At 61.7% G+C, this 13027-nt stretch carries 15 protein-coding genes and 1 tRNA gene; 8 read left to right on the top strand and 8 right to left on the bottom strand.

What is annotated here, in order from left to right:
* The first annotated feature begins 48 nt into the window (after positions 1-48).
* Positions 49-963 (top strand): DMT family transporter, encoded by a 915-nt coding sequence (locus tag JJE66_RS11560; RefSeq protein WP_200514394.1) that lies wholly within the window; start codon positions 49-51, stop codon positions 961-963.
* A gap of 159 nt (positions 964-1122) precedes the next feature.
* Here the strand turns inward: JJE66_RS11560 and JJE66_RS11565 are convergent, their stop codons facing one another.
* The 3 genes from JJE66_RS11565 to rplU all read right to left on the bottom strand — a co-directional run bounded on the left by JJE66_RS11565 (position 1123) and on the right by rplU (position 2615).
* The gene (locus JJE66_RS11565) at positions 1123-1716 is read right to left on the bottom strand and encodes a GNAT family N-acetyltransferase (protein ID WP_200514395.1); all 594 of its coding nucleotides are present in this window, start codon (positions 1714-1716) and stop codon (positions 1123-1125) included.
* A 141-nt stretch (positions 1717-1857) separates the two neighbouring features.
* Positions 1858-2127 carry a 50S ribosomal protein L27 gene (gene rpmA, locus JJE66_RS11570; protein WP_011083253.1) on the bottom strand — a complete coding sequence of 90 codons (270 nt, stop codon included), beginning with the start codon at positions 2125-2127 and terminating at the stop codon, positions 1858-1860.
* A 98-nt stretch (positions 2128-2225) separates the two neighbouring features.
* The gene (gene rplU, locus JJE66_RS11575) at positions 2226-2615 is read right to left on the bottom strand and encodes a 50S ribosomal protein L21 (RefSeq protein WP_200514396.1); all 390 of its coding nucleotides are present in this window, start codon (positions 2613-2615) and stop codon (positions 2226-2228) included.
* Positions 2616-2945: 330 nt separating this feature from the next.
* On the opposite strand from rplU, the gene JJE66_RS11580 reads away from it, so the two are divergent.
* The 6 genes from JJE66_RS11580 (at position 2946) to JJE66_RS11605 (ending at position 7609) form a co-directional block, all read left to right on the top strand.
* Positions 2946-4082 (top strand): ROK family protein, encoded by a 1137-nt coding sequence (locus JJE66_RS11580; RefSeq protein WP_200514397.1) that lies wholly within the window; start codon positions 2946-2948, stop codon positions 4080-4082.
* Positions 4083-4866: 784 nt separating this feature from the next.
* Positions 4867-4956: transfer RNA gene (locus JJE66_RS11585), tRNA-Ser, on the top strand.
* 160 nt (positions 4957-5116) lie between these two features.
* Positions 5117-6136, top strand: coding sequence for an ATP-dependent Clp protease proteolytic subunit (locus JJE66_RS11590; protein ID WP_200514398.1), 1020 nt, complete (start codon positions 5117-5119; stop codon positions 6134-6136).
* 278 nt (positions 6137-6414) lie between these two features.
* On the top strand, positions 6415-6765 hold the full coding sequence (locus JJE66_RS11595) for a hypothetical protein (RefSeq protein ID WP_246756158.1): 351 nt from the start codon (positions 6415-6417) through the stop codon (positions 6763-6765).
* Between the two features lie 222 nt (positions 6766-6987).
* Positions 6988-7218 carry a type II toxin-antitoxin system Phd/YefM family antitoxin gene (locus tag JJE66_RS11600; protein ID WP_200514400.1) on the top strand — a complete coding sequence of 77 codons (231 nt, stop codon included), beginning with the start codon at positions 6988-6990 and terminating at the stop codon, positions 7216-7218.
* 4 nt (positions 7219-7222) lie between these two features.
* The gene (locus tag JJE66_RS11605) at positions 7223-7609 is read left to right on the top strand and encodes a type II toxin-antitoxin system VapC family toxin (protein ID WP_200514401.1); all 387 of its coding nucleotides are present in this window, start codon (positions 7223-7225) and stop codon (positions 7607-7609) included.
* Between the two features lie 52 nt (positions 7610-7661).
* Here JJE66_RS11605 and JJE66_RS11610 read toward each other — a convergent pair whose 3' ends face one another.
* The 4 genes from JJE66_RS11610 to JJE66_RS11625 all read right to left on the bottom strand — a co-directional run bounded on the left by JJE66_RS11610 (position 7662) and on the right by JJE66_RS11625 (position 11544).
* Complete coding sequence (locus JJE66_RS11610; protein ID WP_200514402.1) at positions 7662-8096, bottom strand: type II toxin-antitoxin system VapC family toxin; 435 nt, start codon at positions 8094-8096, stop codon at positions 7662-7664.
* Entirely contained in the window at positions 8093-8377 is a 285-nt protein-coding gene (locus tag JJE66_RS11615) for a hypothetical protein (protein ID WP_200514403.1), read from the bottom strand. The genes JJE66_RS11610 and JJE66_RS11615 overlap by 4 nt, the downstream gene beginning before the upstream one ends.
* A gap of 275 nt (positions 8378-8652) precedes the next feature.
* Positions 8653-9867: an EAL domain-containing protein gene (locus tag JJE66_RS11620; RefSeq protein WP_200514404.1), complete on the bottom strand. Its 1215-nt coding sequence runs from the start codon at positions 9865-9867 to the stop codon at positions 8653-8655.
* Between the two features lie 513 nt (positions 9868-10380).
* On the bottom strand, positions 10381-11544 hold the full coding sequence (locus JJE66_RS11625) for a hypothetical protein (RefSeq protein ID WP_200514405.1): 1164 nt from the start codon (positions 11542-11544) through the stop codon (positions 10381-10383).
* Positions 11545-11884: 340 nt separating this feature from the next.
* On the opposite strand from JJE66_RS11625, the gene JJE66_RS11630 reads away from it, so the two are divergent.
* Complete coding sequence (locus tag JJE66_RS11630; protein WP_200514406.1) at positions 11885-12505, top strand: LuxR C-terminal-related transcriptional regulator; 621 nt, start codon at positions 11885-11887, stop codon at positions 12503-12505.
* Positions 12506-12588: 83 nt separating this feature from the next.
* Here JJE66_RS11630 and JJE66_RS11635 read toward each other — a convergent pair whose 3' ends face one another.
* Positions 12589-12837, bottom strand: coding sequence for a hypothetical protein (locus tag JJE66_RS11635; RefSeq protein ID WP_200514407.1), 249 nt, complete (start codon positions 12835-12837; stop codon positions 12589-12591).
* Positions 12838-13027 lie beyond the last annotated feature (190 nt).

Below are 13027 nucleotides of genomic sequence, written 5' to 3' on the forward strand. Positions count from 1 at the left end.
GCCAGAGGCGGGCTTGTCCCGCGCGCCCACGCGATTAAAACGGCGCCAATGCCCCTCTTCAAGAATCTCTCCGCCTATGACGATCGCTCCGCGCGCCTTGCCGGCATCGCGCTGATGGTGCTGTCGATCTTCATGTTCTCGTTCGGCGATGCCATGGGCAAGTTCCTGGTCGGGACTTATTCGGTGGGGCAGCTGCTGTTCCTGCGCGCCTGCGCCGCGCTGCTGCTGCTGGCGCCGATGATCTGGCGGCAGCGTCACGATTTCGTCCGTATGGAGCGCCCCTGGTTGCAGCTCCTCCGTGTCACGCTGTCGACGCTGGAGGTTGCGGCCTTCTTCGCCGCGACGGTCTATCTGCCGCTCGCCGACGTCATCACCTATTATCTCGCAGGCCCCATTTTCGTCACCGCGATGTCGGCGATCTTTTTGGGCGAGAATGTCGGCTGGCGGCGCTGGAGCGCGATCCTGATCGGCTTTTGCGGTGTGCTGATTGCGCTGCGGCCGTCGGCGCAGACGGTCAGCCTGCCGGCGCTGATCGCGCTCGGCGGCAGTCTTTCTTTTGCAACGCTGATGCTGATCACGCGCAGCCTGCGCAAGACGCCGGATATCGTGATGGCGTCCTCGCAATTCATCGGCACGTTTTCGCTGGGCGCCGCGTTGTCGGCGTTCCATTGGGTGCCGCCGACCCCGGGCAGCCTCGTGATCTTCGCGCTGGCGGGATGCATCTCCGTGACCGCGCTGTTCTGCGTGAATCGTTCGCTGAAGCTCGCGCCGGCGAGCGTGGTGGTGCCTTACCAATATTCGATGATCGTCTGGGCGGTGATCTTCGGCTTCGTGGTGTTCGGCGATGTGCCGCAGGTGGCGACGATTGTCGGCGCCGCGATCATCATCGGCGCCGGGTTCTACATTTACCTGCGCGAGCGCGATCTCGGGCGGGACGTCGCAGAGGTGAATCCGCCAGCATAACCACAATCCCGCTGTCGTCCCGGCGAAGGCCGGGACCCATACGCCGCAGCAATAGTTTTGCGAAGACTCGGAGTTGGTGCCTTCGCCCCACAACCAGTCGTGGTTATGGGTCCCGGCCTTCGCCGGGACGACGGCGGAGTGTGAGGCGCCGCCTCCGCCCTACCTCATCCTTCTCGCACTGCTCCAGCTCTTCAGCGACGACCACACGCCGCGCGAGAGGCGGAAGCAGTCGACCGGGGTGGACGAGCCCAACGCCAGGAAGCGGTGCAGCTGGACACCGCTCCACTGGAAGCCGCACTTCTCCAGCACCTTGCGCGAGGCCGGATTGGTGACGCGCGCGCCGGCATAGAGGTGGTCGTCCTCGAACTCCTCGAAGAAGAAGTCGATCGCGCCGCGCGCGGCCTCGGTGGCAAAGCCCTGGCCCCAATGCTCGACGCCGAGCCAGTAGCCGAGCTCGGCATGGTCTGGCGTGGAGCAGTCGATGCCGACCATGCCGACCGGTCCGCTGTCGTGCTCGATCAGGAACACGGTTTCGCTGCCGAGCGCGGAGGTGGCGCGGATGAATTCGACGGCGTGGTCCTGCGAATAGGGATGGGGGAGGCGGCGGGTGTTTTCCGCGACGCGGCGGTCGTTGGCGAGGCGGGCGATGGTCCTGACGTCGGCCAGCGTCGGCCGCCGTAAGGTCAGCCGCTCGGTGGCGACGACTTCGGGTCTCGCCTCCTGCAAGGTCACGCTCGAGAAATCCTGCAACATGTCCGGCTCCGTCAAAGTCACTAAGTGAAAAGTGAACTCGTCAAACGAAAAGGGGAGGCCGGTTTCCCGCCTCCCCTGGAGCCTTCTTGTGGACTCCGCCGGTTCGGTAGGACCCGGCGGACTCCAGATTTGGTCCACCGTCTATTCAGCCGCCTCTGCGATCGGGAGTACCGATACGAAGGTGCGGCCGTTGGCTTTAGCCTGGAACGTAACGCGACCCTCGATCTTGGCGAACAGAGTGTGGTCCGTGCCCATGCCGACATTAAGGCCGGGATGCCAGGTGGTGCCGCGCTGACGCGCAATGATGTTGCCGGGAATCACAACTTCCCCGCCGAACGCCTTGATACCGAGGCGCTTGCCTTTGGAATCGCGACCGTTGCGCGATGAACCGCCTGCCTTTTTGTGAGCCATGGCTCGTCTCCGAAATCCTGCGTATGTCTAGGTCAATTCCTTGACGGAATCATTTCAAAATGTCTCACGCATCAATTCGTGAATTGGCGTGATCGATTTTATGCGGCGGCTTCTTCGGTTGCCTCTTCCTTGACGACCTTTTCCCGCTTCGGGCGCGGGCCCTTGGTGGGCTTGGCGCCGTCGGTCAGGATCTCGCTGATGCGAAGAACCGTGATCTCGTCGCGATAGCCGCGCTTGCGGCGCGAATTCTTGCGGCGGCGCTTCTTGAACGCGATGACCTTCGGTCCGCGCTTGTGGTCGAGCACCTCGACGGCGACGGATGCGCCGGCAACGGTGGGGAGACCCACGACCGGCGTGTCGCCGCCGACCAACAGGACTTCGCTCAGCTGCACGATCGTGCCGACTTCGCCTTCGATCTTGCCTACTTCCAGGACATCATCCGGAACGACACGGTACTGCCGGCCGCCGGTTTTGATGACTGCGAACATCGTTGTTTTCCTTCGTGTTCAATCCCGGCCTCACGACGGATAGCGTCAGGGGCCGGCTTTTTGTCAGTCGCTATGGGTTTACTGAGTTTTGTGCGGGCGGGAGTTATCCCTTTGAAAACCCGCGCAAAAACAAGCGGCGCGAGAAACGCCCCGCGCCGGTTGTGGGACTTATAGCCGGGGATCGCCGAGAGTCAAGGAAAAGCGGGCGAAAAGGCCCGGATTGGAAGGATTTGGCCTGCTTCCACGCCACCGGCGAATCTGCGGGCGGTTTGCAACTAACGGGTTCCCGCGCCGTTGTCCCGGCGAATTTCCAGACGGGCAAGGGCTTTCATGGCAACGGACGAACTGGTCGCGACGACAGGCATCGCGCAGCACGGCGCGAGCCGGCTGCCGTCGGTGGACCTCGACAGTTTCAACATCGAGATCAAGGACGAGGACGGCTTTCTCGGCGACCGCGCCAGCAAGGGCGCATTCCGCGAGATTCTCGAGCGCTGGCGCAAGCCGTTGCGCAAATCCGGCGAGGATCCGTTCGGGAAGGAGGACACGGACAAGATCAGCAAGAAGACGTTGGACGACATCCTGGTCGGCGACGACACCGAGGCCTCGGCGGTGGTGCACAGCGCGATCGAGGAGTTCGCCCAGGAGCTTGCCCATGTCACGCGCCGTTTCCTCAAGACCAAGGCCTGGGCCAAGACCGAGCGCATTGTGGTCGGCGGCGGATTTCGCGATTCAAGGCTTGGCGAGCTCGCGATCGCGCGCGCCGAGATCATCCTGAAATCGGAGGATTTCAAGGTCGACATGCAGCCGATCCGCCATCATCCGGACGAGGCTGCCCTGATCGGCGCGCTGCACTTGGCGCCCTCCTGGATTTTCGAGGCTTACGACAGCATTCTCGCCGTCGACATCGGCGGCACCAACATCCGCTGCGGCGTGGTCGAGACCCGCTGGAAGAAGGCGGACGACCTCTCCAAGGCCTGCGTGTGGAAATCCGAGCTGTGGCGCCATGCCGACGACGAGCCGACCCGCGAGGGCGCGGTGAAGCGCCTCACAAAAATGCTGAAAGGATTGATTACGCTGGCCGATGCCGAAGGCCTCAAGCTCGCGCCCTTCATCGGCATCGCCTGTCCCGGCGTGATCAACGCGGACGGCTCCATCGAAAAAGGCGCGCAGAACCTGCCGGGCAATTGGGAGAGCAGCAAGTTCAACCTGCCGGCGAGCCTGATCGAAGGCATTCCTGAGATCGGCGAGCACGACACCGCGATCCTCATGCACAATGACGGCGTGGTGCAGGGCCTCTCGGAAGTGCCGTTCATGCAGGATATCGAGCGCTGGGGCGTGCTCACCATCGGCACCGGACTTGGCAACGCGCGCTTCACCAACCGCCGCAAGAACGGCGGCAACGGGAAAGACAAGGACCGGGATTCTACCGAGAACGGCAAGAAAAAGGGCAAGAACGACAAGGAGTAACCTTGACTGGTTAGGTTAAGGGACGGATTGCGTTGCGGGGAAGCCGCCGCACGCTACGGTCGAATCGTCGCCTCACGCAGGCCTGCGAAGCCGCCCTTCCTGGCCAGCATTTCGATGAGCGGCACGGGACCGCCAGTGTTTACCGCGTCTGGCGGTCCCACCCCTCTTTCAAAGCATGTTGGGATGAGACTGAACACCTGCCCCGATGCAGGTTCGTCCAGATATGGGTTCACGAGGATTGTCCGCGGGCTTGCTCGGCCTCTCCCGCTTGCGGGAGAGGCCGACGCGCCCCGGGCGATGCGAAGCATCGTCCCGCGCGCGGCGGGTGAGGGCTCTCGCCACGCAGGGACATCCTCGGCAATCCTCGACGTCGACGCGGAGACACCTCCACCCCAGCCCACCCCCGCAAGCGGGAGAGGGAGCCCAATGCCGATGCCGCTTAGTCTCATCCTGAGGAGACCGCGGAGCGGTCGTCTCGAAGGACGAGGCGCGCGCTCAGACCGCAGATGCGATTGCTCAGCCCCTTAGGGGGTGCCGAGTGACCAGATGATTCGGCCGCCAGCGCCGACCGGCGGCGTCACATCGAACCAAACCGAAGCGATCTCCGAAGGAAACGGCGCAGACTCCCCCCGAAATCAGCCATCGACGCCGCCGCAGCCGCAACATCCCCGTTGCCAAACCGAAAACGGACCCGATTTTCGTCCGGCGCGCCTTGTCTGGCCCGCCATCCTCGCCTATTAACGCCCCCAACCACAGGGGCCCTGCTCCTAATATGGCGCCTTCAGGAGAGGTGGCAGAGTGGTTGAATGCACCGCACTCGAAATGCGGCATAGGTGCAAGCCTATCGGGGGTTCGAATCCCTCCCTCTCCGCCATGATTCTTCCGGACTAGTTGATTTCATTGCAATATCCAGTTTTGCGTTCTTGGCCATCCCAGGTTGGTTCCTAACCTGAGTGAAACTGTCCGTGTTTGGTCTAGTTCGATGGACTCAATCTACGATCGAAAATAATATGCCCTGCTCAGCGGGGGGCTGAATGATGAAGATCACAATTCTGCGCGTTCGCAATCTTGCATTCGCTGTCGCCTTGTCGTCCATCGTTCCGTCGGCCCTTTCGGCAGCGACCTTCAAGAGCGTCGCGACGAAGGACGGCAAGACTATTATTCTTCTGTCGGGAGAAATCAGCGAGGGTGACGCCGACACTCTTAAGGCTGCGATCAAAAGCGCTAACGATGTCGGAAAGCTAGTCTCGGGAGTCCGATTGAATTCGCCAGGCGGGAATCTCTTAGAGAGCCTCAAACTTGCTGATGTGGTGCGTTTCGCAAAGGTGGCCACTAACGTTGCAGGAAATGCAATCTGTGCTTCGGCATGTTTTCTTGTCTACGCAGCTGGCGCTACCAAATTTGCGAACTACACGGCGCAAGTCGGCGTGCATGGCGCCTCAGACAAGCAAGGCGATGAAACGACGGCCTCAAATGCCGCCACTGTTTCCATGGCCCGGGCGGCAAAAGACCTAGGTGTACCCCCGGCGATTATAGGTCGAATGGTCGTTACGCCGCCGAACGCGATGGTGTGGCTTACTCCTCAGGATTTGCAGTCGATGGGGACGACCATGATCGGAAAGCCGGCTCAAACGCCCGTTTCCCCAACAGCGACAGCCACAGCTGAATCTTCGGTCGTACCCAAGCAGACCCAGCCGGATGAGCCAACGCAGTTGCAGCCACAGACCAAAAGTGCATCACAGCCTTCATGGCCAGAGTTCTTGGACAAGGTCATCAAGCGGTCAGCTGATCAAAACAATGGTAAGCCGTACTACACCCGCGGATGCCAGCCGGAATTCAAAACATGCTACGATGCTGTCACGGTCGTGGCGAGTGATGGCAAGCTGAGTATGGTGAAAGTCACCAAGGATATGAAAGACAAGATTATCCGCCGGGAAATCTGCTCGTTTAATACTTCCGCCGATATTCGGACTTGTTACGATTGGGATGACGGGACCACTCATCGCGATATGAAAGATTCCAACGGTAACTGGTACAAAATTGCAGATGAATAGCATTGGCGCGGTGACTTGGATTTCAAGCAGAAGGCTGACGTTGCGTCGGAAGAAGCTTGGTTTTGTGTGGATTCTAGTCTGAGAAGAGGCCCCGTCAGCCTTGCTGAGCTCAAACGAAACGCTCATCACAGTGCCGTACGCGGAGAAACGTGCGGCTGTAGGTTGGGGGACTAATTTTTATGCGTGTTTTAAGAGTCTGCGCGCTTAGCGTTGCATTGGCTGGTTGTGCAATTCAGCGCTCGCAAGTCGCTCAGGAAGCAAAAGCCTCGATAGTCGGCATGACCAAGGAGCAGTTTTTTACTTGCATGGGGCCAGCCGCATCAAAAGCTGCCGAGGGGGCAACAGAGATTTGGTCGTATCCATCTGGGAACGGTTACCGATCAACGACAGTGGTTGCGGGCACTGATGGCAATTTCAACGCAACGCGTTCAGGCAACAACGTGTCAGGGGCGGTCAACACGTTCGGCTCTGCAACCGGCGTTAGCACCGCGCGTTTCTGCACAGTTAATATCGTCATTCAGGGCGGAGTTGTTAGCCAAGTCAACTATTCCGGGCCGACTGGCGGGCTTCTAACCGGCGGTGAGCAGTGTGCGTACGCAGTTGAAGCTTGCGCGAAAAAGCAGGGATGACCGGATGCTACCAATAGCTTCCAAACTCCTCAGGTGGGTTTTTCCGCGTACGGTGACATCGCACTAAACGATGCGACGCGCCCGATCGTGAGCACGTTTGAACTTGGCATGTGGCCACATTAATCAAAGGGAGATATCGATCTGCGTCACGATCGCGGGTCGCTGAAATCGCACGGGACAAGGACACATGATTTAGCTAAGATTTAGCTCAGAGTAAGGTCCATGAAAACAGTCGCAATCCACACCGCAAAGACGACCCTGTCGCAACTTCTGGCGCGTGTTGAAGCTGGCGAGGAAATTGTCCTTGCTCGGGGCAAGCAGCCGATCGCCAAATTGGTGCCTTTCCATCCGCCATCGGTAAAGCGCAAGTTCGGCGCGTTGCACGGCATCGTCGGTGTTGGGCCTGAATTCTTCGAGCCCCTGTCCGAGCAGGAATTGGCGGCCTGGGAGTAGCGGCATGCAGTTGCTGCTGGATGCGCACGCCCTTCTCTGGTGGCTTTCCGGCGATGACGCGCTGTCCGCTGCGGCTCGATCGGCAATAGCGGATGAGAGCAACGGCATTTTCATCAGTGCTGCTTCTGCTTGGGAAATATCGGCGAAGCACCGGATCGGCAAATTGCCCGGCGTTGCCGCCATTGTTGCGGATATCGAGGGCGCGATCGCCGATCAGGGCTTCGCTGGCTTGCCGATCAGCCTTCGGCATGGGCAAGCGGCGGGCACCTTGCCCGGCCCTCACCGCGACCCATTCGACCGGATGCTGATCGCTCAGGCGATGCTGGAAAATCTCGTGCTTGTCTCCAATGAGCAAGCCTTCGACGCCTATGGCGTCGGAAGACTGTGGTGAGGCACGCGGTCATCGCTACGACTGTCTGCGCGACGACACGCTCCGGTCCACACTACGATCGATCGCCATCTCTTCCGCCCCTAAACGGATTGATCACCTTCGCACCCAGCCCCGCAACATCGCGATCGTTGCGCGTCACCAGCGTCAAATCATACGTCAACGCGGTCGCCGCGAGCAGGCCGTCGATGACCGGAACGGATCTGATGGCGCTCATGCGACCCCATTGATCGGACACGGCGTTGTCGATACCGAGCACGCGTCCATCGAATGCGGCCTCGACCTCCCGCAACCAGCGTTCGAGCGCCGCCGCCTTGCCCGCATCTCGTGGGCGCGCAAGTTCAACGCCCTTTCGTATTTCACCGAGGACGAGCGTGCTCAGGAAGATATCAACGTCAGCGATTGATGCATACCAGGCGGACACGTGGGTGTCGCAACGCGCGCCCTTCCGGATCTCGGAGATGATGGTGGTATCGATCAGGTAACTCACAGGTCGACGTCGCGTCCCGGATCAGGGCTGCGATCGAGGTCGATCCCGTCGAGCGGCGCGGACGCGAGCAGCGCCTTCAGGCTGACATGGGACGGCTCGGCAAAGCGCTGGCGAAGCAGCGCACGTGCCTCCGTCCGGCGCACGGGATCGGACAAGGCCGAAGCAACCCGTCGAACCAGGCTCGCATCTTCCTTGCGGACATTGACCTCGACCCGCACGAAGCCTTGGCGCTCCCGACGTGCGCGGTGGCTGGCGACGGGGGATTTCGTTTTCCTGGTCATCCTCTATTCCCATTTCCGGAAATATTACCGGAAATCGCTCCGAAGGCAAGCGACGGTGTCGGCCATGAGAGCATTGTGAGGCGGACAGGGCTCATCATCCTCCGGCGTCCGCCGCGAGCGGCATTTCTCCCAGCGCATCAGGCAGTTCGCTGGATGCGACGGGCGTCGCGCCGGTCATGACCGGCTACTGTGCATGGGGTTGTTTTCGCCTTTTTCTTGTCCGGTCACGGAAGCGCCGCCCGGGTGGCGCCCGATCTCGTCATGCGTCCGGTCGCTCACCCCTGTTCCATCACCGTCCGCGTCAGCGCGCTTCGCGCAAATTTCTTCAGCGGCATCGGCTTGCCGAACAAATAGCCCTGCACGAGGTCGAAGCCGAGTTCGGTGACGGCCATCAGGTCGCCGCGGCTTTCGACGCCTTCGGCCACCGTGCGCGCGCCGTAGCCCCGTGCGAGCTCGACGATGTGACGACACACCGTCCGCTTCAGCCGGTCATTGCCGCAGCCGGTGACGAATTGCCGGTCGGCCTTCAGCTCCATGAACGGGATTTTGTCCAGGCCCATCAGGTCCGGCCAGTTGGCGCCGAGATTGTCGACCGACAGGCCGATATTGTGGAAGCGCATTTCGCGCGCGACCTCGGTGAGGAATGCGAGATCGTGGATCGCCTCGTCGCTCGCGATCTCGATCGTCAGTCCGCCGAAGGCCGGATGCGTCGGCATCCGACGGCAGAGATCGCGCACGGCCTGCGGCTCCTTCAGATAAGGCGCGGGCAGGTTGATCGACAGATCGACCGCGCTTTGTCGCTCGAGGAGGTAGTGCCAGTCCTGCAGGGCGCGCTCGATCACGAAGTCCGAGAGCTCGCGGAAATGCGGATCGTGCGGCTCGGGGATGAAATAGGCCGGCGGCACCACGCCCCAGGTCGGATGCCGCATCCGCACCAGAGCCTCGGCGCCGCGGCGGACCAGCGAGCGTGCGTCGATCTTCGACTGGTACCAGAGCTCGAGCCAGCCCGCATGCAGGGCCTCGCCGACATGCACGGCAGGGCTCGGCGCGGGCTCGTCCGGCAGCAGCGTCGCGACGCGCTCGCGCAGCGTTTCCGCGGCAAAGGGCGTAGTGAGCGGCGGCAGCATCGCAAGCCCGTATTCCTCGCCGACCTGCCGCACCGCCTTGACGATGATCGAGTCGCGGGCGCCGACCGGGAGCACCTTGCCGTCGAAGGCCTCGCGCACCAGGATCTCCAGAAACCGCCCCGGCTCGATGCCATCGGCGGCGATGCCGAGCAGGATCAGGTCCGGCAGCTCGCCGGCGAGCACCGCCTGCAGCTCGTCCGCGCTGGCGCATTCGCTGGTGACGAAGCCGAGATCCTCGAGCACCTCGCTCATGAACGCGCGCAGATGGCGCTTGCTGTCGGCCACGCAAGCGCGCGGCATCACCTTCCGCCGTCCGAAGGTCCTTGGCCTCCGTCCGGCGAGCTCACCGATCCCATCGTCCATCGCAAACCACTCCCGTTCCGTGACGGTGTGTTAGCGCTGCGGACGGGCTTCAAATATGGAGAGCTTCAGCGCGATTGTTGGATTGTCCGGGTAACGTTAAAGCCCCCATCATTTGTAAAATTGTCCGGATCGTCTTGGCGAAGTGTTTACATCTGCCCGCACGTCGCGCGTGGGCTTCGCGGCAATCTCGGGAGATTTCGTCAGGACGCGGCGGGGGGCATGCATGCGGTCGGTGTCCCGCAATTGGACGAAGCTGTTTGCGCTTCGCCCAATTGAATAACGCCTGTGTCAATTCGTCGTGGCTTTGTCATGCCCGGACACTGGGCGGGCGAGTGTGAAGCACCTCACATGCGTATTGCTGCAGCTGCGCTATTGGACTGTGTAGCCGGTGGTGGGCTGTCAGGGATTGCAGCTATGACGACGCGGCGGATGATCTATTGGTGGTTCAGGTTCGTGATGTCAGGGCGATTTCTCGATCGCTTCCTGAGCCTGCCGCACACACCCGAATAAGAATCAGGTCGCGCCGATCAATTTGCGAAGCGCCGCCGCGCCATCCTGCACGGCGTCACGGCCTTTCCAGGCCAGATAGCTCAGTCTGCCGCCCAGCGTATCGTGACTGCGCAGCCGGCGAGAACCGAGAATGTGTCCGACATTGGCGGGGAAGCGGCTCACCTCCTCGGACACCAGCGCCGCGATCGCGTCCATCAATTGCTGGAGCCGGACGCCCCATTCGCAATGCTCGATGCCGTCGATCCGGACCTTGAGTGCATATTCGGTGTCGTAGATCTCGGTGAGCAGGTCCTTCGCGACGAGGAACCGGTTGTGCCGGAGCGCGATGCGTAGCGCCAGGCGCTTGTCGTCGAGCCGGTCCAGTACCATGGGAACGACGCAGGCATAGGGCGTGGCGGCGACGTCGGCCGCGCTCTTGCTCGCGGCGGCCTTGGTGGCGAGGCGCACCAGTTGCCAGGACGTCTTCAGGCGCCGCGCCACAAGCGTCAGCGCAAACGGCAGTGCCGCAGGCAGGGATTTCTTGAAAGCATCGAGGCGCGCGGTGATCTGGGCGACCTGGCCGTCGTCGAATTTCGCGATCTGCTCGGGCAGCTTTTCGTTGAACTTCGGCAATGCATCGCCGGCGCGCAGCACCTGCAGCATCTTCGTCACGTCATTGAAGGCGGTGCGCGAGGCGGTGTATTGCGCGAGCTTGCCGCGCGCGAACTCGGTGCTCTCCGCCGAAGCAAGCGTGTTTTCGAGCACCTTGACGACCTTGGTCTGAAAGATCGACGCGATCTTCAGCACTTCCTTCGGGTTGTTGGCGGTGACCTGGTCGTTGATCGCCTTGACGTAGTCGCGCGCCATGGTCGGCAGCAGGTCGCGGCAGATCCACTCCCAGATCGGGGTCAGCGTGTTGCGCGAGATCCGGCCCGCATTGGCGTGCTCGGGCGCTCCGTCAATCAGCAGCAGTTCGAGCGGTGCGAAGAAGTAGCGCGAAGGGCTGGTGGCGCGCGCCTGGCTCGATCCGTCCTTGCGGAACTCGGCACGCAGCTTGGCCTGGATCTCCGGCGAGCCCGGCATGTCGATGCCGCACAGCTCCAGCCGCTCGAGCTCGCTGAGCAGACAGCTGCGCGACAACGGCGTCAGCTTCTGCAAGAACTCCGATAGCTGGTCGATGTCGTTCATGGCACGCAATCTTCCGCAACGATTCCAGCAGGCCTACCGGGCCCAATGCATGGAGGCATTTGCGCGCTCTCAATTGTGACATAGAGAAGCAAGTCGCCGTTAATTTATCCGTAAAATCCTGGGGCCCGGACATCGGGAGTGGGGCGATCGTTAAGGAAGCGTTCGCCTGTCTGCCCGCGATTTGGGCAGATTTACCAACCCTGACATAGCTAACGGTCTTGGTATGCACGCAATAATTGTGCCGACGCCGGTATTTCTGCACGAAACTGACAAATTTACCGTAGTCTTACGGAGCAAAAAGTTAACCACAGAACGCCCCGGGTTCCGCTACACGAGTCACATGGGGTCACAGAACGATACGGTCACTGATTCGCGGCCGTCGGAATGGTTCGAAAGCAGCACTTCTGCGCCTGAAGAGCTCGATTTCGTCCGGCTGAATGCCGCCCGCGCCAAGGCGGCCGATGAGAGGGCCGCGGCGATCGCCCGCGAGCTCAATGGTCCCCTGACCGCGCTCCTGCTCTACATGGGCGAGATCAAGCATCACAGCGATCAGCTCGCGCCCGTCTCGGGCGACCGCGCCTATTTGCAGCAGGTCGTGGAGAACGCACTGGCGCAGACCGAGCGCGTCTGCGGCCTGGTCAAGCAGCTCGCCGGCCCGCACAAGGGCGGCCTGCCTGCGCCGTCCACGACTGAGGATACCGAGTCGAAGGCCGGCCGCGTGGCGCAGGCGCCGCGTGAGGCGGGCTCCGAGCTCTCGAGCCTGTCGGGCAAGCGACTGACCAAGCGCGAGCGTGAGGTGCTGCGGCTGATCAGCGAGGGTTTCTCGAACAAGCAGGGGGCGCTGCGCATGCAGATCAGCCCGCGTACCTTCGAGAGCCATCGGGCCGAAGCGATGCGCAAGCTCGGCGCGCGCAACACCGCCGACCTCGTCCGCGCGGCGTTGTTGCATTCGATCGATTGAGGCTGTCGTCTGGCGCCGCCTTCGCGGGGGCGCGGCCAAAGGCTCGAGATCGGTCGAGCGCCGCTGGAGCGACCCGATCGCGCTTACAAATAGTCTTCGGCGAAGGGGCGCACGCGCGAGGCAGGCCGCAGCATCTTCGGCTCTTCCTTTGGCGCAGTCGGAATGATCGTGATGGTCCAGCGAGGCGGGATGGTCGATTCCTGCTCGAGCACCGAGCGCACGAAACCCGTCACCGTCGACTCGCCGGCCTTCACTGTGGCCATCCGGCCGTTGAACTGTGCGATGCGGAAGCGACGGACTTCTTTCTGGTCCGCAGTCTCATAGGTGAACATGGAAACCCTCCTGGTTTCCGGCGAATATCGCCGCCTATGATTAGGCATATATGAAAATCGTAAACCGTATAAGTACGGCGCGGGCTGCACGCGAGATGGCTAGAGCGTTTTCCAGCGAAGTGGATACCGGTTCGCGTGAAGAAAACGCGTCAAAACGAGAATCTAGAGCTTCCGTTCCGATTCTATCGGA

The sequence above is a fragment of the Bradyrhizobium diazoefficiens genome, assembly GCF_016612535.1.
GTDB classification, from domain to species: domain Bacteria; phylum Pseudomonadota; class Alphaproteobacteria; order Rhizobiales; family Xanthobacteraceae; genus Bradyrhizobium; species Bradyrhizobium diazoefficiens_C.

Coding starts and splice junctions, on each gene's coding strand:
- JJE66_RS11560 (WP_200514394.1), top strand. CDS start 49: ATGCCCCTCTTCAAGAATCTCTCCGCCTATGACGATCGCTCCGCGCGC.
- JJE66_RS11565 (WP_200514395.1), bottom strand. CDS start 1,716: ATGTTGCAGGATTTCTCGAGCGTGACCTTGCAGGAGGCGAGACCCGAA.
- rpmA (WP_011083253.1), bottom strand. CDS start 2,127: ATGGCTCACAAAAAGGCAGGCGGTTCATCGCGCAACGGTCGCGATTCC.
- rplU (WP_200514396.1), bottom strand. CDS start 2,615: ATGTTCGCAGTCATCAAAACCGGCGGCCGGCAGTACCGTGTCGTTCCG.
- JJE66_RS11580 (WP_200514397.1), top strand. CDS start 2,946: ATGGCAACGGACGAACTGGTCGCGACGACAGGCATCGCGCAGCACGGC.
- JJE66_RS11590 (WP_200514398.1), top strand. CDS start 5,117: ATGATGAAGATCACAATTCTGCGCGTTCGCAATCTTGCATTCGCTGTC.
- JJE66_RS11595 (WP_246756158.1), top strand. CDS start 6,415: ATGACCAAGGAGCAGTTTTTTACTTGCATGGGGCCAGCCGCATCAAAA.
- JJE66_RS11600 (WP_200514400.1), top strand. CDS start 6,988: ATGAAAACAGTCGCAATCCACACCGCAAAGACGACCCTGTCGCAACTT.
- JJE66_RS11605 (WP_200514401.1), top strand. CDS start 7,223: ATGCAGTTGCTGCTGGATGCGCACGCCCTTCTCTGGTGGCTTTCCGGC.
- JJE66_RS11615 (WP_200514403.1), bottom strand. CDS start 8,377: ATGACCAGGAAAACGAAATCCCCCGTCGCCAGCCACCGCGCACGTCGG.
- JJE66_RS11620 (WP_200514404.1), bottom strand. CDS start 9,867: ATGGACGATGGGATCGGTGAGCTCGCCGGACGGAGGCCAAGGACCTTC.
- JJE66_RS11625 (WP_200514405.1), bottom strand. CDS start 11,544: ATGAACGACATCGACCAGCTATCGGAGTTCTTGCAGAAGCTGACGCCG.
- JJE66_RS11630 (WP_200514406.1), top strand. CDS start 11,885: ATGGGGTCACAGAACGATACGGTCACTGATTCGCGGCCGTCGGAATGG.
- JJE66_RS11635 (WP_200514407.1), bottom strand. CDS start 12,837: ATGTTCACCTATGAGACTGCGGACCAGAAAGAAGTCCGTCGCTTCCGC.